This window comes from Sphingobium limneticum, assembly GCF_008710165.1.
Lineage (GTDB): Bacteria > Pseudomonadota > Alphaproteobacteria > Sphingomonadales > Sphingomonadaceae > Sphingobium > Sphingobium limneticum.
Window position 1 is genome coordinate 175,863 of sequence record NZ_VYQA01000008.1, and the last position, 20,862, is coordinate 196,724.

Here is a 20,862-nt window from a genome sequence, read left to right on the forward strand (position 1 = left end):
GAGGCATAGACGAGGTAGGCTGTCGGGAGGGTGAACGGGGGAGCATTGCATGATGCCCAATGGCAAATCGCCATGAAGCTAATTGATATGGAGCGTTCCCCGGCGCAGGCCGGGGTCCAGCTCAGGGCGTAGAACTGGACCCCGGCCTGCGCCGGGGAACGCAAAGCCCTAAGTTCACGTCATTGCTTGCTGATATGATACACTTTCCCTCGCAGGGGAGGATCATCAGTTCGGTTTTGCCCTGATCTTCAGTCCCGTGAAGTAAGCCGCTAAGCTGTAGCTGTCGGCATATTCCTCGATCAGCTTGTCGACCGGCTTGCCGGAGCCATGGCCGGCGCGGGTTTCGACGCGGAGCAGGCGGGGGCGGGCGCCGAGGTCGGCGGCCTGGAGCGCGGCGGCATATTTGAAGCTATGGGCGGGGACCACCCGGTCGTCGGTGTCGGCGGTGGAGACGAGGATGGCGGGATAGGCCTTGCCGCCCAAGATGTTGTGATAGGGGGAGTAGCCGTAGAGCAGCGGGAAATCGGTCGCTTTTTCGGGCGATCCATAGTCGTCGACCCAGTAGCGGCCCGCCGTGAAGCGATCGAAGCGCAGCATGTCCATGACGCCCACGGCCGGCAGGGCGGCGGCGAACAGGTCGGGGCGCTGGTTGACGACCGCGCCGACCAGAAGGCCGCCATTGGAGCGCCCCTCGATCGCAAGGCCGTCCTTGGTCGTGAAGCCATTGGCCTTCAGATATTCGGCCGCCGCGATGAAATCGTCGAACACATTCTGCTTGTTCGCGCCGCGTCCGGCCTCATGCCAGGCCTTGCCATATTCGCCGCCGCCGCGAAGATTGGCGATGGCATAGACGCCGCCCTGTTCCAGCCAGGCCATGCGCGTGGCCGAATAGCCGGGCGTGAGGCTGATGTTGAAGCCGCCATAGCCGTAGAGGATGGTCGGCGCGGCGATGGCGCTGTCGGCCAGCGTCTTGCGCCGGATGACCGTCATCGGGATCAGCGTGCCGTCCCTGGACGGGTAGAGCCGCTGTTCGACGCCGAAATCGTCCGGGTTGAAGGGCAGGTCTGGCTGGGCGAACAACTCGCTCTTCAGGCTGGTCGTGTCGAAGCGATAGATGCTGGCCGGGGTGACGAAGCCGGAGAAGCTGAAAAAGGTTTCGGGATCGCCATCCCGCCCGCCAAAGCCGGCCGCCGTGCCCATGCCGGGGAGCGGCACGTCCGTCACCTTGCGCCCGTCCAGCTCGACCAGTTCGGCGACGGTTTGCGCATCGCTCATATAGGCCAGGATCATGCGGTTGCCGACCAGCGAGCCGCCGGCCAGCGTTTCGGGGCGCTCGCCGACCACTTCCTTGGGCCGACTGCGTGGGCGGGTAGCGTCCAGCGTCACCACCCGCATATGGGCGGCATGATCGTCGGTCAGGAAATAGAGGCTGGCGCCCCGGCTGCCGATCAGGCGCCAGTCATGGGCCGGGCCCTTGACCAGCAGGCGCGGCTTGACCGGGCCGCCGGTCAGTTCGGCGACATGGAGTTCGCGGCGTGGATCTATGCCCTGGAAGCTGCTGATCAGCAGCCAGCGGCCGTCGCTCGTCACCTGCGCCTGATGGCTGAGTGCGGGGCGGTCGGGCGTGTCGTAGATCAGCTGGTCCTGCGCCTGATCCGTGCCGACGCGGTGGTAATAGAGCTGCTGGTTCTGGTTCGCCGATTGATAGGCCTCGCCATCCTGCGGCGCGGCGAAGCGGGAGTAGAAGAAGCCCTCTGCCCGGCCGTCCCAGGCGATCTGGGAGAATTTCACCCACTCGACCCGGTCGTCCAGCGGCTTGCCGCTGTCGACGTCGATCAGTTGGAGCGTGCGCCAGTCGCTGCCCGCCTCTTGCACGGCATAGGCGAGAGTGCGGCCATCGGGGGAGGGCACCCATTCGGCAAGCGCGCTGGCGCCGTCCTTCGCCCAGCCATTGGGGTCGAGCAGCAGCCGTTGTTTGCCGGCCAGCCCTTCGCGGACATAGAGCGGGGTCTGGTTTTCCAGGCCCCGGTTATAGCCGTAGAAATAGCGGCCGCCGGCCTTGCGCGGGACGGTGAAGCGGCCATGCGACAGCAGCGCCTGTATCCGGCCCTTGAGCGCGTCGCGACCGGGCAGGTCGTCCAGATAGCGGCGGGTGAGGCTGTTTTCCCGATCGACCCAGTCGCGGACCGCAGGATCGGCGCGCAGGTCGTTTTCCAGCCAGCGATAGGGATCGGCGACCTTCACGCCGAAATGATCCTCGACCAGGTCCAGCCGTTTCGTGACGGGGTAGCGTAGCGTCGCGTCGCCCGCATCGATGGCGGCGCCCTCCGGCCCGGCAAGCGCAGGGACCGCCGCAAGCAGCAGCGGCAGGATCAGGGCAGCGGCGCGCATCCTCTCTTTCGACTCTTCTTTCCAAACGACAACAGGCCGTGGCTCCTAGAGAGCCACGGCCTGTCGGTAAAGCATTAGTCCTTTTCGCATTCTGCGAGCCGTTGGCTGTTCCAGCCGACTTCAGAATGCTCCGGTCCTGCAGAACAGGACCGGTTAGATCAGGCTTCTTCCAGCTCGTCGCTGCTGAAGACCGGACCGGAGTCCTGGCCCTTGGCATCGACGTCGCGGTCGACCAGCTCGATGATCGCCATCGGCGCCGCGTCCGAGGCGCGGAAACCGGCCTTGATCACGCGGGTATAGCCGCCGTTGCGGTCCTTGTAACGCTCGGCCAGGATGTCGAACAGCTTGATCAGCTGTGCGTCGTCCTTCAGGCGGGCGTCGGCCAGACGACGGTTGGACAGGCCACCCTTTTTGGCGAGGGTGATCAGCTTTTCGACGTAGGGACGCAGTTCCTTGGCCTTGGCAGTGCCGGTCAGGATCTGCTCATGCTTGATCAGCGAGGCGGCGAGGTTGCGAAGCAGGGCGGTACGATGACCGGTGCTGCGCTGAAGCTTACGATGACCAACTTTATGACGCATGTTTCATTCCTTCGTTCGTTAAGGGGCCGTTTGAGGTACCCCAGACCAGGCGGTGTTTGCGGGGACCGCCCCGTGCCCCATCAAGGAACCGGGCCGGAACATCTGTCCCGGCCCCGTACCTTTTTAGCCCAGCAGCTCTTGTTCGAGCTTCTTGGCCATTTCTTCGATATTCTCCGGCGGCCAGCCGGGGATGTCCATGCCCAGGCGCAGGCCCATGGACGACAGCACTTCCTTGATTTCGTTCAGCGACTTGCGGCCGAAATTGGGGGTGCGCAGCATCTCGGCTTCGGTCTTCTGGACCAGATCGCCGATATAGATGATGTTGTCGTTCTTGAGGCAGTTGGCCGAGCGGACCGACAGTTCCAGTTCGTCCACCTTCTTGAGAAGATAGCGGTTGATCTGGTTCGTGTCGCTTTCGCCTTCCGACGCGGCGGCGGCGGTGTGACCCGCAGCAGGAGCGGCGGCAGGCAGCGCGTCTTCGAAGTGGACGAACAGCTGGAGCTGGTCCTGAAGGATGCGGGCGGCATAGGCCACTGCATCTTCCGGCGTCACGGTGCCGTCGGTTTCGAGCGTCAGCGACAGCTTGTCATAGTCCAGTTCCTGGCCGACGCGGGTGTTGTCCACCTTGTAGGCGACCTGGCGGACCGGCGAGTAGAGCGCGTCGATCGGGATAAGGCCGATCGGTGCGTCTGCCGGACGGTTGGCGACGGCGGGGACATAGCCCTTGCCGACGTCAGCGGTCAGTTCCATGTTGAGCGTCGCGCCCTGGTCCAGATGGCAGATGATCAGGTCCGGGTTCATCACTTCGATGTCGCCGACAACGCTGATGTCGCCAGCCTTGACCACGGCCGGGCCGGTGGCGGACAGCTGAAGACGCTTGGGGCCTTCGCCTTCCATGCGCAGCGCGACCTGCTTGATGTTCAGGACGATGTCGGTGACGTCTTCACGCACGCCGGCGAGCGACGAGAATTCGTGCAGGACGTTCTCGATCTTGATCGAGGTGACCGCCGCGCCCTGAAGCGAGGACAGAAGAACCCGACGCAGCGCGTTGCCGAGCGTCAGGCCGAAGCCGCGCTCCAGCGGTTCGGCAACGAAGGTCGCCTTACGCTTGCCGTCGCCCGACGCCTTGATCTCAAGGCTGCTGGGCTTCTTCAATTCCTGCCAGTTCTTCATGTTGACAGTCATGTATTTCCCCTGGGGATGGGCCGAAACGCTTGTGAAATCCTGCACCCGACAGGACGTTTCGGCGATGCAAACGGGTAAACGGGCGACGCGTCCGCCGCCCGCATGTCATGCAGCGCTGCGTTTAGACGCGGCGACGCTTGGACGGACGCACGCCATTGTGCGGGATCGGCGTGACGTCGCGGATCGAGGTGATGTGGAAGCCAACGGCCTGCAGCGCGCGCAGAGCCGATTCACGGCCCGAACCCGGACCCTTGACTTCGACTTCCAGGGTACGGACGCCATGTTCGGCGGCCTTGCGGCCGGCGTCTTCGGCGCACACCTGAGCGGCGTACGGGGTCGACTTGCGGCTGCCCTTGAAGCCCATCATGCCGGCCGAGGACCACGAAATCGCGTTGCCCTGTGCGTCGGTGATGGTCACCATGGTGTTGTTGAAGCTGGCGTTGACGTGCGCGACGCCGGCCGAGATGTTTTTGCGTTCGCGGCGCTTAATGCGCTGGGGTTCGCGTGCCATTTTGCTCTTATCCTACTGAAATCGTTCAAAAGTAGAAGTCGTCGGAGGGTCATGCCGAAGCGATGACCCTCAACGATTACTTCTTCTTGCCAGCGATCGGCTTCGCCTTGCCCTTGCGGGTGCGCGCATTGGTGTGCGTGCGCTGACCGCGGACCGGCAGGCCCTTGCGATGACGCAGGCCGCGATAGCAGGCCAGATCCATCAGGCGCTTGATGTTCATCGCGGTGTCGCGACGCAGATCGCCTTCCACGGTCAGGTCGGCGTCGATCGTTTCACGGATCTGGAGCACTTCGGCGTCCGAAAGATCCTGCACGCGACGGCTGTGGTCGATGCCCAGCTTGTCGGCGATATCGACGGCCGTCTTGCGACCGATACCGTGAATGTAGGTGAGCGCGATGATCACGCGCTTGTTGGTCGGGATATTTACACCCGCAATACGTGCCATGGTAATAGTTTCTCCTGCTCCACAGGGCGGCTTGCGCTACCCTATCTCAAAGCGTCCGAGCCGGATTTCCCTGGCGAGGAAAAGCGGCCAATTACAAGACCCCTAGACGCACAAAAGACGGCCAGTGCCAAAAGCACCGCCGCTCGCCGCATGTAGGGGAAGGGGGCCTTTAGCGATTCGGTGGAAAATAGTCAATTGCCGTGCGGCCGGACGCAAGGGTTTGGCGCTTCGCCCCTTTTCCGGTTGAGTGGGGGGACGGGGTCCGGCATGGAAGGGGGATGCGTGCCATTCCCTCTTTTGTCGTCTTCCTCCCCTCGCTGGTGCTGCTGGCGTCTTGCGTCGGTCCCGGTTCCGGTCCGGCGCGTCCGGTCCCGGCGCCGACCCCTGCGCCCGCGCGGCCGGGTCCGGCCCCGGTGCCGCCGGCCCAGCCCGCACCTGTGACGACGGAGTGGCAATATCGTCCGGCGACGCTGGGCAACTGGAGCTATCGCGCAGAAGCGGCAGGCGCCGTGGCGGTCTTCGGGACGAGCGCTGCCGATCCGCGTCTGACCCTGCGCTGCGACCGGGCGAGCCGGCGGGTCAGCCTGGCCCGTGCCGGCGCTGGCGGCGCGAGCGCGATCATCGTGCGCACCAGCTATGGCGCGACCAGCTGGCCGGCAGCGGTGTCGAGCGGTGCGGTACCACAGACCGTCGCCTTCCGCGCGGCATCGGACACGGTGCTGGATCAGCTTGCCTATAGCCGGGGCAAGTTTGCGGTCGAGGTGGCCGGGCAGGAGGCGCTGATCGTGCCCGCCTGGGCCGAGGTGTCGCGGGTGATCGAGGATTGCCGCGGCTGACCCGTGCGGCGCGTTTCAGGCCGAAACGCGGACGGGAAAGTATGATTCGAAAAAAGAAAATTACAAGTCTTGATCCTGCGCCCCGTCTGATTCACAGTCCGTCTCGTGGCCGATCAGAGGTTACAAGCGAAGTCGGTCACGCGGGCTTCAACATAGCGAAAGGAGGTGATCCGATGTCTCATGGTTCAGCAATGGGGTCGGTTCAGTCCATTCGGGAAACGCGCCGCTGAGCGACGCCTTTAGCGTCGATCCATCACCTGCAAGCATCAAGAGCGCCGACACACAGGCCGTGTCTGCGGGTGAGCGATAGCGCGATCAACCGTTTTCCTTGGGCGGTGCTTCCGGCCGCTGACCATGTCAATGATGGGCCGTCGGGGCGCAAGCACCCGGCGGCCCCTCTCATGCGTGGGGCATGGTGCAAAAGAGTGGAGATGATGGGGGCGGACGACACGCGTTCTTGCTGTCCCTGAATTGTCGTGCATGCGAACGCAGGGCCGGGCAATGGCCTTCATTCCACCAACCTGTCTGGCGGAGCGTGGCAGGCGGCCTCACGGCAATGGGCGACCGCGCGGCATGACTCAGCCTTGTCTTTACGGGTTGATGCCTCGAACGCCCGATATAATGGCTTTTGTCGCTATGCAGAGGTCGCCGGTGAAGCTTGTGCCCGGCGCCATCTGAAATGCGGGGCGCTGTCCCGGCCTTCTCTCGCGATGCAGCGCTATTGTCTGCAAGGCGTGGATGATGCCGCCTTGTTCATACCATATCACCCAGTAATTTCCGCTGTGATAAGCCCGAATGAATCGTCGTTGCGGAACCGTGCCTTCAACGACGTCGGTGCTGTTGAAGGGCTCACCAACGTCGGCCATCCCGTATCCGTCGTGAAAGAAGCGGGCCAGTTCAGCCGACACTGCGTCGGGCAGCGCCTTGATCGAATGGACGAGTGTTGCGCCATTGCCCGGTTCGCACGGGGGAAGGACGGGCATGTCTGGCTGATTGCGCTCCTTCCATGCTCTGGACGGGACAGGGGCCGTTTGAACCATTGCAAGCAAGATGGTGGCGATCATCCGGCATCCTCCACTGGTCAAGGGCTGGCAATCTAGGGCCGCTGGTTTCGATTGCAATGCAGCATGTTGTACGCCGTGCCGCCGGTGTGCGACCTGCCATATATAAAAAGGCGGGCCTGCATGTGCGCTTGCAGGCCCGCCAGGCATGATGCGGTCCGGAACCGGTAAGAGGGGCACCGACTCCGCTCCTTCTTAGGTTATACGATGGCGGGCGGGATGGTCGATCCGACCTGCCGTCGCGCCTACCCCCGCATCGTGCCTGTCTCCATGTAACGCTGGTGCCAGGCGAATGCTTCGCCCGGCAGCATCGGCGATTGCAGGCCGAAACTGCCCTTTTGCGCCCGCGCATAATAATCCGCCAGCATCGGCCGGTAATCGGGATGGGCGCAGCGGGCGATGATCTGCGTCGCGCGCTGGCGCGGGGCGAGGCCGCGCAGGTCGGCAATACCCTGTTCGGTGACGATGACCTGCACATCCTGATTGATATGATCGACATGGCTGCAATGCGGCACGATGGCGGAAATCTTGCCGCCCTTGGCGGTCGAGGGGGTCATGAAGATCGACAGATAGGCGTTGCGCGCAAAGTCGCCCGATCCGCCGATGCCGTTCTGAATGCGCGATCCCATCAGGTGCGTGCTGTTGACGTTGCCGTAAATGTCCGCTTCGATCAGGCCGTTCATCGCGATGCAGCCCAGCCGCCGGACCAGTTCGGGATGGTTGCTGATCTCCTGCGGGCGCAGCAGCATCTTGTCGCGATAGCGGCCCATATCGGCATTGAGCCGGGTGGCGGCCTCCGGGCTGAGGGAGAAGGCGGTGGCGCTCGCCATGCGCAGCTTGCCGGAATCCAGCAGGTCCAGCATGCCGTCCTGAATCACTTCGGTGTAAGCGACCATGTCGTGGAAGGGCGCGTCGATCAGGCCGGTCAGCACCGCATTGGCGATATTGCCGACGCCCGATTGCAGCGGAAGGAGCGAGGCGGGCAGGCGGCCCTGACGCACTTCATGGCTGAGGAAATCGAGCAGATGACCGGCGATCGCATGGGCCGTCGCATCCGGCGGGGAGAAGGGGGCGTTGCGGTCCGGCGCGTCGGTTTCGACCACCGCGATCACCTTGGCGGGGTCGCAGCGGAAGGTCGGCTGGCCGATGCGCTGGTCGGCGCGGATCAGCGGAATGGGCTGGCGATGGGGCGGCAGGGCGGTGCCGTAATAAATGTCGTGCATCCCCTCCAACGCGGGATTCTGCCAGCTGTTGACCTCCAGGATCACGCCCTTGGCCCGATCGATCCAGGTCTTGTTGTTGCCGACCGAGGCGGAGGGGATGAGGTCGCCATCGGCGGTGATGCCGGTGACTTCCACGACAGCGACGTCGAGTTCGCCCAGAAAGCCTTGCCACGCCATCGGCGCGACCTGGCTCAGATGCATGTCGAAATAATGCATCTGCCCGGCGTTGATCCGTTCGCGGGCGATGGGATCGCTGTTGTAAGGGAGGCGATATTCGATGCCGTCCGCCTTCGCCAATGCGCCGTCCAGTTCGGGGCCGGTCGATGCGCCGGTCCAGATCTTTACGCGAAAGGAATCGCCGGCGGCATGGGCGGTGGTGATGCGGTCGGCCAGCGCCAGCGGCACCGCCTTGGGATAGCCCGATCCGGTAAAGCCGCTCATCCCCACGGTCATGCCGTCATGGATCAGCGCGGCGGCCTCTGCGGCGGACCGGCTTTTGGCGGCCAGCCCGGTGTGAGCGATACGGTTTACGGACATCCTCTCATCCTCCTTCCGCCCGTTGTGTTGCTGTAGCAATTGGGCGTGGCGATGCAGGTGTGGCCTTTTGGTTCCCGGGACAATAAGGATCGGCCGCACAATATTTGTGCGTGAGTCGTGCATATGTCCGATCTGTTGATCGCGTTGCGAACATTTATCCGACTGGTCGAAGTACCCAGCTTTTCGCGCGTGGCGAGGGAAATCCATGCCAGCCACACGACCGTTGCCCGGCGGCTGGACCTGGTGGAGGCGCATTTTGGCGTGCGGCTATTTCATCGCACGACCCGGCGGCTGGTGCCGACGGCGGACGCCGACCAGCTGCTGGTCCATGCCCGGACCATGCTGGATGCGCTCGACCTGGCGGAGGCGGATTTCGGGCCGGAGCGGGACCAGCCGCATGGTCTGGTACGGATCGGGCTGACGACGGCGCTGGGCCTCCATTATGTGGAGCGGTTGGGGGAATTGGCGCGGCGCTATCCCGGCTTGCAGATCGACTGCGCCATGACCGATTGGCAGCGCGACGTGGTGGAGGACCGGCTGGACCTGGCGGTGCGGGTCGGACCGATCGGCGACGATAGTCTGGTCGCGCATCCGCTGGGGCGGTTGGCGCGGCGGCTGGTGGCGCATCCCGCCTATCTGGCCGCGCATGGCGTGCCGGCGTCGGCCGACGCGCTGACGGGGCATCAGTGCATCGCCTACGCCTATGGCGACATGCCCGCGCGCTGGACGATCGACGGGCGGGAACGGCTGGTGAAGGGGCTGGTCCGGTCGGACAATAGCGAGGCGGTGCATCGTGCGGCGTTGAGCGGCCTTGGCATCGCGTTGCTGCCGGCGATCCGGGTGGCGGGGGACATGGCTGCGGGGCGACTGGTCCCGGTGTTGCCGGACAGCGTCATCGCCCCGCTGGATATTTTCGCGGTGCACCCATCGCGCCGTCGCCTGCCGCCCCGCGCCCGGATCGTGCTGGACTTCATCAAGGCGCATTTCCCGGTATGAACCGGCAATCTGGACTTGCGTTCATCGCGCCGTCTTGATCCTCTGCGATCATGGTCCCTTATCGTGAAGGAGCATCGACATGTCCCGCGTCCCTTTGCTTGCCCTGATATCGTGCCTTCTGGCTCCACCTGCTCTGGCGGAGACACCAACCGATGTTCGCGATCTGGTAGGCGCGAAGGGTGCGGGCGGCCAGACGCAATTGCAGGCGCGGGGCTATCGGTTCGTGCGTGTGCAAAGCGGCGACGATCGCAAATGGAGCTATTGGTGGCACGCCGAGCGGCATCAATGTCTGAGCGTGGTGACCTTCGACGGCCGATATCAATCCATCGTCGCGACCCCTGCGCCCGATTGCGAGCAGGCGGCGCCGGCGCACCAGGATGGCGGCTATCATCCCGATCTGGGTCATGCCGGCGCACGGCCGCAACGGAGCGACCCCAGCATGGTCGTAGCCGGGGAGGGCGCAGCGATGGTCGATGGGCGCGCGATAGAGCTGGGCCTGGTCTGTTTTGGCGATGGCCAGCGCCCGACCGTGGCCAATAATCCCGGCTGGACCTGGGACCATGATCGCAAACGCTATGTCTATGACAATCGCGTCGAATTGTCGGCGCAGCAGTTCGATGCGTCGGTGATGCTGCAATTCTGGCCGGGCGGCGGGCGGATCAAGCTGCCGCGCAAGCTGGTGCCGCCGATTCATTCGCGCGGCAGCGAGGATGGCTGGTGGGATATCTATAATGTCTCCATGCAGCCGGACCGGATCAGCGGCGAATATCGGCTGAACGGCCTGAACAAGCCGCGCCTGACGGTCGATCGGATTGGCGGCCGGATCAGCATAGCGGGGACCGGCGACTATGGGTTTCGCGGGCTGTGCGACACGGTGGACGCGGCGGCGCATCGCCGCTTCTGATGCAGGCCGGGCGGAGGGGCTGCGTCCTCCGCCCGGTCGTGCCTAGCGTTCCGCGCCCTTCGCCTTCCCCCAGGCGCGCGCAGCGGTATAGCCCAGATAGCCGGTGCCGAAGAGCGCATAGAGCGGTTCGGGCAGGGCGTTCAGATAGGCGCGCATCCCGGCCGTGATCGCCGCCGCCATGTCTGGCCGCACCCCGGCGATCAGCCCCATGGGCAGCGACCAGAGTAACAGCGCGTACATGACATAGAGGAAGGCGGGACGGGCCCGCCGCGTCCAGATGTCGGCCGATTCGGCATCGCTATCCTGTTGCATGAAGCGTCTCCATTAACCGATCCGGTTGGCGAGCCAGCCATAGAGGAAGGCTTCGTTCGCCGGACGCTGTTCCGCCAGCGCGACATAGCGTTCGCCTTGAAGCGCTTCGAGCGCCTTGAGCAGTATCTTGTCCCCGCTCGCGCCGCGCAGGGCGCGAAAGGCGGTCAATGCCGCGAAGGTGCGTGCGCCGGCCTGACGATCCACCTTGAGGTCGGGATAATCCTTCTGGTTGCGATTGAGGGCGTTCAGCGCGCGCTGCAGAAAGCCGGTCGCGGTCGCGACGCCCATGTTGATGCCGGTGTCGAACAGTTCGGCGGCGATCGGCCAGCTCATTTCGGCGATGAAGGCGTAGCCTGGCCGTTCCCAGTAAAGGCGGCGGTAGATGGCTTCCGCGACGCTGCGCGGCAGCAGCTTCATATCGCCCATATAGCCGTTGGCGCGGGCGACCTTCAGGGTGATGCCCATATTGGTGGGGCCGCCGCGGTCGGCGGGATGATCGCTGTAACCGCCTTCGCGGGCGATGACCTCTTCGATCAGGTCGTGAATGTCCATGGGTCGCCTCCATATCGGGAATGAGGCGAATCATTTATCCCATATGGTTCGCTGTAGGACAGGCATTTTTGCCCGAACCACTGAGACACATGATGACGGAAAGGATATTGCTGAAAACAGCGGATCCCGCGCTTGCGCTCGGGATATTTTCCCGCGTCCGTCCCCCGGGCGGCCGCTATTTCGGAAAATCTTGGTCGGGACGAGAGGATTCGAACCTCCGACCCCCACACCCCCAGTGTGATGCGCTACCAGGCTGCGCTACGTCCCGACCGGAGGGCGCCCAATAGGGGGCGGAAAAGAAAAGCGCAAGCGCTCAATCGCACCTCTTTTCACACTTTGCCCGAATCCCTAATCATATTGCCTCTTGCCCCCCATCTATGTTAGCCGCCCGCCCTTGATCCGTGCATGCCGACAGGGCGTGTGCGACCGATAGAGACAAGGCAGTCCCACCCATGTTCATTACCCCAGCCTTTGCCCAGACCGCGGGCGGGCAAGCCTCCGGCGCCGGAATCCTGGTGCAGATGGCGCCGCTGGTCCTGATCTTCGTGGTCTTCTATTTCCTGCTGATCCGTCCGCAGCAAAAGAAGATGAAGGAGCATAAGGCCAAGATCGACGCCGTGAAGAAGGGCGATCAGGTCATCACCGGTGGCGGCCTGGTCGGCAAGGTCGTGCGCGTGGACGACATCTACGCGGACATCGAACTGGCACCGGGCATGAAGGTCAAGGCGGTCAAGTCGACCCTGACCGAAGTGATCGACCCGACCGCCGCCAAGCCTGCGAACGACTGAGTCCCTCCATGCTGAACTTCTCGCGCTGGGCGATCGCCGCGATCATCCTGCCGCTGGCGATCGGCGTCTTGTGCGCCATCCCCAGCTTCCTGCCCGACGCCACCGTCGCGCACCTGCCCCGCTTCATGCAGACGCGCGTGAATCTTGGCCTCGACCTGTCGGGCGGCAGCCATCTGCTGCTCGAAGCGTCGACCCAGGATGTCGCCAAGCAGCGCCTGACCAACATGGAAGAGCAGGTTCGCACCGAGTTGCGCCGGGGCGATCCCAAGATCGCGATCGGTGACATTTCGAGCCGCGACGGGAAGCTCAGCTTCATGGTCCGCGAGCCGAGCCAGGTGGACGCCGCCGTCGAGCGCATCCGCCCGTTGACGCAGGGTGCGGGCCTGACCGGCCAGCGCGACTTCAATGTCGAGGTGGTGAACAGCTCCACCATCACCATCACGCCGACCGATGCCGGCATCAAGAATGCGGTCAAGAGCGCGATGGAGGTGTCTACCGAAGTCATCCGCCGCCGCATCGACGAAATGGGTACGCGCGAACCCACGATCCAGCAGCAGGGCGACAATCGTATCGTCGTGCAGGTGCCGGGGCTGCAAGATCCCAAGGCGCTGAAGGCGCTGCTGGGCCAGACCGCCAAGCTGGAATTCAAGCTGGTCGATACGACCGCCAACCCGGCCGAAGTGGCACAGGGCCGTGCGCCGGTAGGCAGCGAAGTGCTGCCCTATGTCAACAACCCGTCGGGCGTGCCGTTCATCGCGGTCAAGCGTCAGGTGATGGTGTCGGGCGAGGATCTGAGCGACGCGACCCAGGGTTATGACCAGAGCAACCAGGCGATCGTCAACATCCGTTTCAACAGTTCGGGTGGCCGCAAATTCGGACAGGTGACGTCGCAGAACGTCAACCGCCCCTTCGCCATCATCCTGGACGGCAAGGTGCTGTCGGCGCCCAATATCAACGAGCCGATCCTGGGCGGCAGTGCGCAGGTCAGCGGCAGCTTCACCGTGGAAAGCGCCAACCAGCTCGCCATCGCGCTGCGCTCGGGCAAGCTGCCCGTCAATTTCGTCGTCGTGGAAGAGCGCACCGTCGGGCCGGGCCTGGGCGCCGACTCGATCCGCGCGGGCCTGATCGCTTCGGTGGTCGCCGTGGTCGCCGTGGCTGTGTTCATGTTCGTGAGCTATGGCCGCTTCGGCATGTATGCGAACCTGGCCGTCGCCATCAACGTGCTGGTCATTCTGGGCGTGATGGGCATGCTGGGCGCTACGCTGACATTGCCCGGTATCGCCGGTTTCGTGCTGACCATCGGTACGGCCGTCGACGCGAACGTGCTGATCTACGAACGTATCCGCGAGGAACGGCGGCGTGGACGCAATGTCGTGGCGTCGATCGAACATGGTTACAAGGAAGCCAGCCGCACCATTTTCGAGGCGAACGTGACCCACGCCATCGCTGGCGGCATCATGCTCGCGCTCGGCTCCGGGCCGGTCAAGGGCTTCGCCATCGTGCTGCTGATCGGCATCGCGACCAGCGTGTTCACCGCCGTCACCTTCACCCGCATGGTCGTCGCGAACTGGGTGCGCCGCACCCGTCCGACCGACATTCATATTTAAGAGGGGCGGGAGGATACACCCATGAAACTTCTCAAGCTCGTCCCCGACAACACCAATATCGGCTTCGTCGCCGTGCGGAAATGGGCCTTTGCCCTCACTGCGCTGCTGACGGTGCTGGCGGTCGGCGCGACCCTGCACAAGGGCCTGAACCTTGGCGTCGATTTCGTCGGCGGCCTGATGATCGAGGCGAAATTCCCGCAGGCGGTGGAAACCGACAAGGTGCGCTCCACCATCGGATCGCTGGGCGTGGGCGAAAGCTCGCTCCAGCAGTTCGGCGATCCCAAGACGGTGCAGATCCGCCTGCCGCTGCCCGAACAGGGCGGTGCCGGTGCGGCCAATGCCGTCGTGGAAAAGACCCGCAAGGCGATGGTTGCCGAATTCCCCGGCGTCACCTTCTCCCGCTACGACACGGTGTCGGGCAAGGTGTCGGGTGAGCTGATCCAGAATGGCGTTCTGGCCGTCGTGCTGGCGATCCTGGGCATCGCGGTGTTCAGCTGGTTCCGGTACGAATGGCAGTTCGGCGTGTCGACCTTCGTCGCGATCGTCCACGACGTGCTGATGACGCTGGGCTTCTTTGCCATCACCCAGCTGGAATTCGACCTCAACATCATCGCGGCCGTGCTGACGATCGTGGGCTATTCGATCAACGACAAGATGGTGATCGACGACCGTATCCGCGAAAATATGCGCAAATATCGCAAGATGGACATGAAGTCGCTGATCGACCTGTCTGTCAACGAAACGCTGCCGCGCACGGTGATGACGTCGGTGACGATCCTGCTGGCGCTGGGGGCGCTTCTGTTGCTGGGTGGCCATGTGCTGCGCGGCTTCACCGCCGCCATGATGCTGGGCATTATCGTGGGCACTTACTCGTCGGTCTATGTGTCGTCTTCGCTCCTCATCTCGCTGGGCCTTAGCCCGCAGACGTCGGAGAAGAAGGCAGCCAAGAAGGGCGACTATGCCGGTACCGCCGAGCGGGTCGGCCCCCGCGACGACGGGGCCAAGCCCTGAGCGATTCCGGGATAAAGCTCCGCCGCGACGATAGCGGGCAGGGGCCGATCGTCACCGGCTTTCAGGGCCGGGGCTTCCGGGTGCGCGACGATGTGTTTCCCGGCGGCCTGCTGCTCAGTCCGGTGCGGGCGCTGGCCTGGGCCGATGCGCCGACGTCAGTCGATGCACTGACGATCGAGGCGCTGGGCGACCTGTTTGGCACCGATCCCCGACCGGAATTTCTGTTGCTGGGCACCGGCGCGGGATTGCGCCAGCCGCCGCGTCCCTTCGCCCGCGCGGTCGAGGCGTTGGGGCTGGGCGTGGAGGCGATGGACAGCCGCGCCGCCGCCCGCGCCTGGGGCGTATTGCGCGCCGAAGAGCGGCAGATCGTGGCGGCTTTGCTGCCGCTGTAACGCAGGTGCGGCTGTTACGACGCTGTTCCCTGGCGCAAGCCGGGGTCCAGTATTCAAGGTCTGATCTGGACCCCGACCTGCGCCGGGGAACATGAAGGCACTATTCTGTCGGGCAGTGCTTGCCCTCTTCCCCTGCTTTGATCAAAGTCGCCCCCTTGCTGAACCCAAGGGGGCTTTTTCATGGCATTTCACCGTCCCGCCGCCGCGCTCATCGCTGCGCTTTTTGCCACCACCAGCGCCCATGCGGCGACGCCCGATGCGCAGGCGCGGGGGGACGAGCCGGCCTTCCGCGCGCTTTACAAGGAATTGGTGGAAACTGATTCGAGCTGGCCGGATGGCAGCTGCACGGTCGCGGCGGAGCGGATGGGCGCCCGGTTGAAGGCGGCGGGCTATGCCGATAGCGACATCGCGATCGTCACCGATCCGGCGCACCCCAAGGAAGGCAATCTGACTGCGATCCTGCGCGGCAGCAATGCCAAGCTGCCGGCCGTCCTGCTGCTTGCCCATATCGACGTGGTCGCGGCCAAGCGCGCCGATTGGGAGCGCGATCCCTTCACCCTGATCGAGGAGGGCGGCTATTTTTACGGTCGCGGTACGTCGGACGACAAGGCGATGGCGGCGGCCTTCACCGATCAGATGATCCGTTACAAGACCGAAGGCTATAAACCCAAGCGCACGATCAAGCTGGCGCTGACCTGCGGCGAGGAGACGGAGAAGGCGCTGAACGGCGTCGAATATCTGCTGAAGAACCGGCCCGATGCGCTGAAGGCGGGTTGGGCGCTGAACGAAGGCGGCGGCGGGTCGCTGGACGAAGCGGGCAAGCCGGTCAGCCAGGGCGTGCAGGCCGGCGAGAAGGTCTATCAGGACTTCACCCTGACCGCGACCGCGCCGGGTGGGCATAGCTCGCGCCAGACCCCGCGTTTCAATGCGATCGGCTGGATGGCGGCGGCGCTGGCCCGGATCAACGATTATGATTTTCCGGTCGATCTGACCCCCGCGGCCAAAGCCTATTTCGGCGCGTCGGCGTCGCTCTATCCCACCAAAGTGTTGGCGGCGATGGCGGCGATCGGTACGGGTAAGGCGACAGACGCCGATTATGCGACCGTGTCGGCGGAGAGCGGCAGCTGGAATGCGACTTTGCGCACCACCTGCATCCCGACGCTGATCAATGGCGGGCATGCGCCCAATGCCCAGCCGCAATCGGTGACGGCGAACGTCAATTGCCGCATCATCCCTGGCGAAAGCGTCGAGTCCGTGCTGGCGCGCCTCAGCGACGTCGCTGCCGATCCGAAAGTCAAAGTGACGCTGGCCGATCCGCCGCAGCCCAAATCGTCCGCGCCGGAACTGACGCCGCAGATCATGGGGCCGATCGAGACGCTGACGAAGGAGATGTGGCCGGGCGTGCCGGTGATCCCGCGTCTGGCGACCGGCGCGACCGACGGGCGCTTCACCAATGCGGCGGGCATCCCGACCTATGGCGTGTCGGGCATGTTTGCCGACCCGGACGGGCAGGGCGTCCATGGCCTCAACGAACGTATCCGCGTCAAATCGCTGCTGGACGGGCGGGCGTTCCTCTACCGACTGGTGAAGCTGTACACGCAGTAGAACCAAGACGCCTTGAAGCTAGGTGATATGGGGCGTTTCCCGGCGCAGGCCGGGGTCCAGCTCAGAGCTTAGGACTGGCGCCGGGGAATGCAGAGCCATCGATTCCCATCATGGCTTGTCGATATAAGAAAAAGGGCCGCCCCATCGGGCGGCCCTTTCCTTTTTGCTGGATGCTGGGAATCAGAAGCGGAACTTCACCCCGGCGCGATAGCTCTGATATTTCACGTCCTGGCGCCAGACGGTGGTGTCGGCCGAGAGAGTGAGGTCGATGGTGCCGGTGGTGAGCGTGATGCCACCGCCGACTTCGCCCCAATTCTTGTCCGAACCGCCGAGCGCAAAGGGCGCCGGGCCGCCGGTGCCGCCGACCAGATTGGCCAGCAGGAAGGCCGGCTGGTCGTTGAATTCATGCACGAAGTTGGCGGTCAGGTAAGGCTTGAAGCCGCCGCTGTCCGCCTTCACCGTGGCGCCCAGGCGACCCTGTGCGCTGCGGATGGCGTGGCGCTTGATGACCAGGGCCGCATCGCCGCCGGTTTCAGCCAGGTTGCCCGAGCTGATATAGGCGCCACGGATAGAGGCGCGCGGCACGATGCCGAACGTTTCGCTGCCCAGCGCCTTGCTGAGGCCCATTTCACCCGACAGCGCCAGTTCCTGGTCGTTGCCGTAGAGGGTGTAGGGGTTCACCCCGACCGCGAACGACCGACGCGACCGCGTGGCCAGCGTACCGGCGCTGCCTACCGCATCCAGCTTCAACCCGCCAAGGTCGAAGGCCCCATAGACGGTGCCCTGATAAAGGCGTGCGCGTGCCCAGTCATTGGCGCCGGTATTGCCCTTCAATTCGCTGAAGGAGGCGGCAAGGCCGATGACACCATTGTCGCCGAACGCCTTTTCGACGCCCAGCGCGCCGTACCAGCCGTTAAACTGGTCGCTGCCCAGCGGCACGGCGGTGCGCATCGGCGCCGCCTTGCCGTCGATATAGCCACCGGCCAGGAAGGCGCTCATATCGTCGGGCAACACACCTTCGCGCGTCGTCGTGTCGCTATTGCCGCTCTGGTCCATGCCCAAGTCGATATTGTTGAGGCTTGCGGCGGCCAGCTGGATCGGCTGACCGGTCATGGTCAGCGTGCCGCCGAGCGAACCGCCGTCCAGCTTGGTCAGGCGATCACGATAGAAGCGCGCCATATTGTCGTTGAGCACTTCGGCCATCGACGTCTTGAGCGTTTCGGTGCGCGGCGCCATCGCTTCGAAGCTTGCCTGAATGCCCGCGACGCTCAGCAGGTCCGCCTCGCCATAGAGAGAGGCATATTTGGCATAAAGCGGACGATTCTGGTCGAGCAGCTGGGCAAAGCTGGTCTGGTTCGGCGCGGCGCGATTGACCACGTCGGCATAGCGGCCGGCGTCGATCCGCACGCTGACGCTGTTGTCGCCATAGATCAGCACCGGCTTCAGGATCGCCGACAATTGGGCCGGGGCGGTGAAGCTGCCGTCGATGCCGCCTTGGGCCGTCACGAACGTATATCGGTTGCCATAGCGAAGCTTCGTGCCGGTGGCTGCGCCGAACACGACGCGACCGCCGACGGCGGCGATACCGTCGATCGGATCGCCGATAGCAAGGCGTGACAGGTCGCCGTCGGCCTGCGCCGCGGTGATGGCCGCTGCGGACAGTTGTTCCTGACGCTGCTGCTGGCCGCCACTCTGGCCGCCGGTGGTCGGGGTTCCGGCAGCGCTCTGGCTATCTGCGCCGACGAACTGCGTCGCCTTGACCGCCAGAACGTCGGACACGCCATTGGCGCCCAGGTCGATATGCAGCGTGCTGCCCGAAGCGAGCAGGGCGTTGCCCTCTACGCTGAGCGTACCGACCGTGCCGATGCCGCCGGGGGCCACGGTGCCCAGGACGTTGGTGAAGAAGGGCGCGCGCAGCGTACCCTTGCCCGACAACAGGCCGGACAGCAGGAAATAGTCCCCCTGGGTTTGGACCTTGCCGTCGATATTCACCACGCCGGCCAGATGGGTAATATCCATCAGGCTGGTCAGCGATCCGGCGGCGGTGACATCCAGAGTCGATCCAGCGCCCGAAATGGTGAAGCGATCGACGGTCGCGACGGTATCCAGCGTGGTCTTGCCGGCCGCGCGCAGCGTCACGTCATAATAGCGACCCACGACACCCCGCGAGGCGGCCGGGTCGATATTGTTGGGGATGAACCCCGTCGCGCCGGGCAGGCCGTTGGCCAGCGTCGCGCTGGGCAGGGCAGCGGCCGTCACATCGCCCACGGCCTGCGCGTCACGAATGGCGCCGCTGGTCAGCGTTGCGCCTTCCGCATTGGGGCTGCGCTCGGCGATTTCGACCTTGCCTTTGCTGTTGGACACGGTCGTGGTGCCGGCGGCCGTCGCGGTGGCCGGGGTGGTCCTGCTGGCGGCACCCTCGACCGGCACGCCATCGACGGTGATCGTGCCGGTGCCGACATCATAGCAGATGCCATCGGGCTGGTAGCATAGCTGGCCGAATTTCTGCGTGCCATCCTCGCCAAAGGCACCGGCGCCCGCTGTCGTCGGCACGCCGTTCACCAGCCGGCCGCTATTGTCGATAATCCGGTAATTGGGGTCGAGTGCGGTGAGCCAATGGCTGGCGTCGCTCCATTTGCCGTCGCCGGCCTTGGCGGTGGCATAGCGATAGGGATTGTTTTCGGCGATCCAGTCCCAGAAGAGATAGAGCGGCTGGTAGAAGGACGAGCCGCCATAGGAACTGGCGGGCTGTTCGAGGAAATAGCGGCTGCCGCCCGACAGGACGCCGATCACCGTCTTTTCGTTGAAAGCCTGGTCCAGGATCAGCGGACCGCCCGAATCGCCACCGGCGGTGGCGCCTTCATTGGGCAAGGCGTCATCCTTGAACAGGTTGAAGTCGAAGGGGTTCTCTCGCTTCGGATCGTCGAAATCGGTGTGATAGAGATTTTGCGAATAGCCGCCGGCTTCGCCGAACAGGAACGCATCGACATCGTCGAGCGAGCCGAGCAGGCCGAGGAAATTTTCGGCTGTCTTGCGGCGGAAGTCGATGCCGAAGCTGTTGCCGGTGGTGCCGCTGCCGCTGCGGCCATAGCCGGTTATGGTCACATGATAGCCGGTGCCGCTCGTCTCGCTGATCGAGGAAGGGGTGGGCAGGGCCGAGAAGAGGACGGCCCAGGTCGGCACGTCGGCGGCCGGTGTGTCCAGCGTCGCCATCGCGACGTCGCCATAGAGGAAACTGAGTGCCGGCGGGTCGAGCGAGTCCGGATTATAGGCGATGTTGTTGACATTATAGACGCTGAGCGCCGTGTTGGTGCGGTAATTGTTCGAAATCCAGTCGATCACGCCGGGGCGGGCATTCGCTTCGAAGGCGAAGGCCACCGGTATGCCGCCATTGACGGTGCTATAGTCGGCCGATGTGTAATCATTGACGCAATGGGCAGCGAAGATGACGGTGCGCGGGTTGATGAGCGTTCCGGTGCAAACGAACCCATCGTCGCGATACATGATGCCGACACCGTTCACGCCACTGTCGAGAATGTCCGCGGGAGTCTTGTCGTCGGCCGGCACGACGGCCTGTGCGACAGGTGCGATGCTGAGAGCCGCTATGGCTGCGGAAGCGAGAAGGGCCGAGCGACCGGCGCGCGCCAACAGGCCCGCGCCATTCTTGCGAATGTGCATGTTATAAACTCCCCAAAGACCAAGGGGGAGGCTAGTCAACTGAAATGCCCAAGACAATCAGTCGCACGAAGAAAGTCTGGACTTGTTTCAAAAAGGTCACATTCCTGACTGATTTGTACGATATTAATGCATTACTAACGATGATTGTCATTCGTTATCGGTTCGTAACGAAATTTGCTCCGCGCATCTGATGTCTTTGGACGAAGGTCGGTCGTTACGCCGGACCACCCGGCCGGCGGGTCGCTTGCGT

At 64.2% G+C, this 20,862-nt stretch carries 18 protein-coding genes and 1 tRNA gene; 8 read left to right on the forward strand and 11 right to left on the reverse strand.

Annotated elements, in window-relative coordinates:
- Nucleotides 1-225: 225 nt before the first annotated feature.
- The 5 genes from F4U95_RS12625 to rpsM form a co-directional block, all read right to left on the reverse strand.
- Nucleotides 226-2,391: a prolyl oligopeptidase family serine peptidase gene (locus tag F4U95_RS12625; RefSeq protein ID WP_150425923.1), complete on the reverse strand. Its 2,166-nt coding sequence runs from the start codon at nucleotides 2,389-2,391 to the stop codon at nucleotides 226-228.
- A gap of 158 nt (nucleotides 2,392-2,549) precedes the next feature.
- Nucleotides 2,550-2,969 (reverse strand): 50S ribosomal protein L17, encoded by a 420-nt coding sequence (rplQ, locus tag F4U95_RS12630; protein WP_120251016.1) that lies wholly within the window; start codon nucleotides 2,967-2,969, stop codon nucleotides 2,550-2,552.
- A 123-nt stretch (nucleotides 2,970-3,092) separates the two neighbouring features.
- Entirely contained in the window at nucleotides 3,093-4,154 is a 1,062-nt protein-coding gene (locus F4U95_RS12635; protein ID WP_120251015.1) for a DNA-directed RNA polymerase subunit alpha, read from the reverse strand.
- A gap of 121 nt (nucleotides 4,155-4,275) precedes the next feature.
- Nucleotides 4,276-4,665, reverse strand: a complete 390-nt coding sequence (gene rpsK / locus F4U95_RS12640; protein ID WP_004208752.1) for a 30S ribosomal protein S11 — start codon at nucleotides 4,663-4,665, stop codon at nucleotides 4,276-4,278.
- Between the two features lie 76 nt (nucleotides 4,666-4,741).
- Nucleotides 4,742-5,110 carry a 30S ribosomal protein S13 gene (gene rpsM, locus F4U95_RS12645; RefSeq protein WP_120251014.1) on the reverse strand — a complete coding sequence of 123 codons (369 nt, stop codon included), beginning with the start codon at nucleotides 5,108-5,110 and terminating at the stop codon, nucleotides 4,742-4,744.
- Between the two features lie 278 nt (nucleotides 5,111-5,388).
- On the opposite strand from rpsM, the gene F4U95_RS12650 reads away from it, so the two are divergent.
- Complete coding sequence (locus tag F4U95_RS12650) at nucleotides 5,389-5,946, forward strand: hypothetical protein (RefSeq protein WP_150425924.1); 558 nt, start codon at nucleotides 5,389-5,391, stop codon at nucleotides 5,944-5,946.
- A gap of 590 nt (nucleotides 5,947-6,536) precedes the next feature.
- Here F4U95_RS12650 and F4U95_RS12655 read toward each other — a convergent pair.
- Entirely contained in the window at nucleotides 6,537-7,010 is a 474-nt protein-coding gene (locus F4U95_RS12655; RefSeq protein ID WP_150425925.1) for a hypothetical protein, read from the reverse strand.
- 242 nt (nucleotides 7,011-7,252) lie between these two features.
- Entirely contained in the window at nucleotides 7,253-8,767 is a 1,515-nt protein-coding gene (gene scpC, locus F4U95_RS12660; protein ID WP_150425926.1) for a succinyl-CoA:acetate CoA-transferase ScpC, read from the reverse strand.
- A gap of 123 nt (nucleotides 8,768-8,890) precedes the next feature.
- Here scpC and F4U95_RS12665 point away from each other — a divergent pair, with 123 nt between their 5' ends.
- Nucleotides 8,891-9,763, forward strand: a complete 873-nt coding sequence (locus F4U95_RS12665; protein WP_150425927.1) for a LysR family transcriptional regulator — start codon at nucleotides 8,891-8,893, stop codon at nucleotides 9,761-9,763.
- A gap of 79 nt (nucleotides 9,764-9,842) precedes the next feature.
- Nucleotides 9,843-10,667 carry a hypothetical protein gene (locus F4U95_RS12670; protein ID WP_150425928.1) on the forward strand — a complete coding sequence of 275 codons (825 nt, stop codon included), beginning with the start codon at nucleotides 9,843-9,845 and terminating at the stop codon, nucleotides 10,665-10,667.
- A 42-nt stretch (nucleotides 10,668-10,709) separates the two neighbouring features.
- Here F4U95_RS12670 and F4U95_RS12675 read toward each other — a convergent pair whose 3' ends face one another.
- The 3 genes from F4U95_RS12675 to F4U95_RS12685 form a co-directional block, all read right to left on the reverse strand.
- Complete coding sequence (locus tag F4U95_RS12675; protein ID WP_150425929.1) at nucleotides 10,710-10,979, reverse strand: 3TM-type holin; 270 nt, start codon at nucleotides 10,977-10,979, stop codon at nucleotides 10,710-10,712.
- Nucleotides 10,980-10,991: 12 nt separating this feature from the next.
- Entirely contained in the window at nucleotides 10,992-11,531 is a 540-nt protein-coding gene (locus tag F4U95_RS12680; RefSeq protein ID WP_150425930.1) for a glycoside hydrolase family 108 protein, read from the reverse strand.
- A gap of 191 nt (nucleotides 11,532-11,722) precedes the next feature.
- A tRNA-Pro gene (locus F4U95_RS12685) sits at nucleotides 11,723-11,799 on the reverse strand.
- 184 nt (nucleotides 11,800-11,983) lie between these two features.
- Here F4U95_RS12685 and yajC point away from each other — a divergent pair.
- From yajC to F4U95_RS12710, 5 genes are all read left to right on the forward strand, one after another.
- Complete coding sequence (yajC, locus tag F4U95_RS12690) at nucleotides 11,984-12,319, forward strand: preprotein translocase subunit YajC (protein WP_120251006.1); 336 nt, start codon at nucleotides 11,984-11,986, stop codon at nucleotides 12,317-12,319.
- 8 nt (nucleotides 12,320-12,327) lie between these two features.
- A complete protein-coding gene (gene secD, locus F4U95_RS12695; RefSeq protein WP_120251005.1) occupies nucleotides 12,328-13,926 on the forward strand; it encodes a protein translocase subunit SecD in 1,599 nt (532 codons plus the stop codon).
- Nucleotides 13,927-13,947: 21 nt separating this feature from the next.
- On the forward strand, nucleotides 13,948-14,937 hold the full coding sequence (secF, locus tag F4U95_RS12700) for a protein translocase subunit SecF (protein ID WP_120251004.1): 990 nt from the start codon (nucleotides 13,948-13,950) through the stop codon (nucleotides 14,935-14,937).
- 47 nt (nucleotides 14,938-14,984) lie between these two features.
- On the forward strand, nucleotides 14,985-15,329 hold the full coding sequence (locus F4U95_RS12705; RefSeq protein WP_150425931.1) for an Mth938-like domain-containing protein: 345 nt from the start codon (nucleotides 14,985-14,987) through the stop codon (nucleotides 15,327-15,329).
- A gap of 180 nt (nucleotides 15,330-15,509) precedes the next feature.
- A complete protein-coding gene (locus F4U95_RS12710; RefSeq protein WP_150425932.1) occupies nucleotides 15,510-16,934 on the forward strand; it encodes a M20/M25/M40 family metallo-hydrolase in 1,425 nt (474 codons plus the stop codon).
- A 180-nt stretch (nucleotides 16,935-17,114) separates the two neighbouring features.
- Here the strand turns inward: F4U95_RS12710 and F4U95_RS12715 are convergent, their stop codons facing one another.
- Nucleotides 17,115-20,612, reverse strand: a complete 3,498-nt coding sequence (locus F4U95_RS12715) for an autotransporter domain-containing protein (RefSeq protein ID WP_150425933.1) — start codon at nucleotides 20,610-20,612, stop codon at nucleotides 17,115-17,117.
- Between the last annotated feature and the right edge of the window lie 250 nt (nucleotides 20,613-20,862).

Bases quoted from the DNA above. Each gene is read 5' to 3' on its own strand.
- scpC (WP_150425926.1), bottom strand. From the start codon at position 8,767: ATGTCCGTAAACCGTATCGCTCACACCGGGCTGGCCGCCAAAAGCCGG.
- rpsM (WP_120251014.1), bottom strand. From the start codon at position 5,110: ATGGCACGTATTGCGGGTGTAAATATCCCGACCAACAAGCGCGTGATC.
- F4U95_RS12670 (WP_150425928.1), top strand. From the start codon at position 9,843: ATGTCCCGCGTCCCTTTGCTTGCCCTGATATCGTGCCTTCTGGCTCCA.
- rplQ (WP_120251016.1), bottom strand. From the start codon at position 2,969: ATGCGTCATAAAGTTGGTCATCGTAAGCTTCAGCGCAGCACCGGTCAT.
- F4U95_RS12710 (WP_150425932.1), top strand. From the start codon at position 15,510: ATGGCATTTCACCGTCCCGCCGCCGCGCTCATCGCTGCGCTTTTTGCC.
- F4U95_RS12665 (WP_150425927.1), top strand. From the start codon at position 8,891: ATGTCCGATCTGTTGATCGCGTTGCGAACATTTATCCGACTGGTCGAA.
- F4U95_RS12625 (WP_150425923.1), bottom strand. From the start codon at position 2,391: ATGCGCGCCGCTGCCCTGATCCTGCCGCTGCTGCTTGCGGCGGTCCCT.
- F4U95_RS12635 (WP_120251015.1), bottom strand. From the start codon at position 4,154: ATGACTGTCAACATGAAGAACTGGCAGGAATTGAAGAAGCCCAGCAGC.
- secD (WP_120251005.1), top strand. From the start codon at position 12,328: ATGCTGAACTTCTCGCGCTGGGCGATCGCCGCGATCATCCTGCCGCTG.
- secF (WP_120251004.1), top strand. From the start codon at position 13,948: ATGAAACTTCTCAAGCTCGTCCCCGACAACACCAATATCGGCTTCGTC.
- F4U95_RS12675 (WP_150425929.1), bottom strand. From the start codon at position 10,979: ATGCAACAGGATAGCGATGCCGAATCGGCCGACATCTGGACGCGGCGG.
- yajC (WP_120251006.1), top strand. From the start codon at position 11,984: ATGTTCATTACCCCAGCCTTTGCCCAGACCGCGGGCGGGCAAGCCTCC.
- F4U95_RS12680 (WP_150425930.1), bottom strand. From the start codon at position 11,531: ATGGACATTCACGACCTGATCGAAGAGGTCATCGCCCGCGAAGGCGGT.
- rpsK (WP_004208752.1), bottom strand. From the start codon at position 4,665: ATGGCACGCGAACCCCAGCGCATTAAGCGCCGCGAACGCAAAAACATC.
- F4U95_RS12655 (WP_150425925.1), bottom strand. From the start codon at position 7,010: ATGATCGCCACCATCTTGCTTGCAATGGTTCAAACGGCCCCTGTCCCG.
- F4U95_RS12650 (WP_150425924.1), top strand. From the start codon at position 5,389: ATGCGTGCCATTCCCTCTTTTGTCGTCTTCCTCCCCTCGCTGGTGCTG.
- F4U95_RS12715 (WP_150425933.1), bottom strand. From the start codon at position 20,612: ATGCACATTCGCAAGAATGGCGCGGGCCTGTTGGCGCGCGCCGGTCGC.